This window comes from Aeromonas popoffii, from assembly GCF_000820025.1.
GTDB classification, from domain to species: Bacteria; Pseudomonadota; Gammaproteobacteria; order Enterobacterales; family Aeromonadaceae; genus Aeromonas; species Aeromonas popoffii.
The window spans coordinates 1-778 of record NZ_CDBI01000045.1 but is presented as its reverse complement, the minus strand read 5'-3'; the positions used below and the strand labels follow the sequence as shown (position 1 = coordinate 778).

At 59.9% G+C, this 778-nt stretch carries 1 protein-coding gene; it reads left to right on the top strand.

Features of this window, described 5'->3' with window-relative positions; genetic code table 11:
- Window positions 1-72 precede the first annotated feature (72 nt).
- Window positions 73-747, top strand: a complete 675-nt coding sequence (rpe, locus tag BN1129_RS08315; RefSeq protein ID WP_042035793.1) for a ribulose-phosphate 3-epimerase — start codon at window positions 73-75, stop codon at window positions 745-747.
- The last annotated feature ends 31 nt before the right edge of the window (window positions 748-778 follow it).

The following is a 778-nucleotide window of genomic DNA, read 5'->3' as shown; positions in this document are numbered from 1 at the left end:
GGGTCGTTTTCATCGGATATTTGCGGTAAAATTACGCCGCTTTTTCTGCCCGCTAGCCAATGGATGACGCTGATGAAAGACTTTCTGATTGCCCCCTCGATCCTGTCCGCCGATTTCGCCCGTCTGGGCGATGATGTTGCCAGAGTGCTGACCGCCGGTGCCGACGTGGTGCATTTCGACGTGATGGACAACCACTATGTCCCCAACCTGACCATAGGCCCCATGGTCTGTCAGGCCCTGCGCGACTATGGCATAGAGGCACTGATCGATGTGCACTTGATGGTCAAGCCGGTGGATCGCATCGTCCCGGACTTCGCCAAGGCGGGCGCCAATCTGATCACCTTCCACCCGGAAGCGTCCGATCACGTGGATCGCACCCTGGGCCTCATCAAGGAGCAGGGCTGCCAGGCGGGTCTGGTGCTGAACCCGGCGACGCCGCTCACCTGCCTTGAGTACGTGATGGACAAGCTGGATGTGATCCTGCTGATGTCGGTCAACCCGGGCTTCGGGGGTCAGAGCTTCATTCCCGGCACCCTCGACAAGCTGCGCCAGGTGCGTCGCCTGATCGACGAGAGTGGCCGTGACATTCGCCTCGAGATCGATGGCGGCGTCAAGGTCGACAACATTCGCGAGATCGCACAAGCCGGTGCCGACATGTTTGTAGCCGGCTCTGCCATCTTCAGCCAGCCGGACTACAAGGCGGTGATCGACCGGATGCGCGCGGAGCTTTCCCATGTCGAACGCTGAGCGTGATTTTGATCTGGTGCTGTTCGATCTG

Coding starts and splice junctions, on each gene's coding strand:
- rpe (WP_042035793.1), top strand. CDS start 73: ATGAAAGACTTTCTGATTGCCCCCTCGATCCTGTCCGCCGATTTCGCC.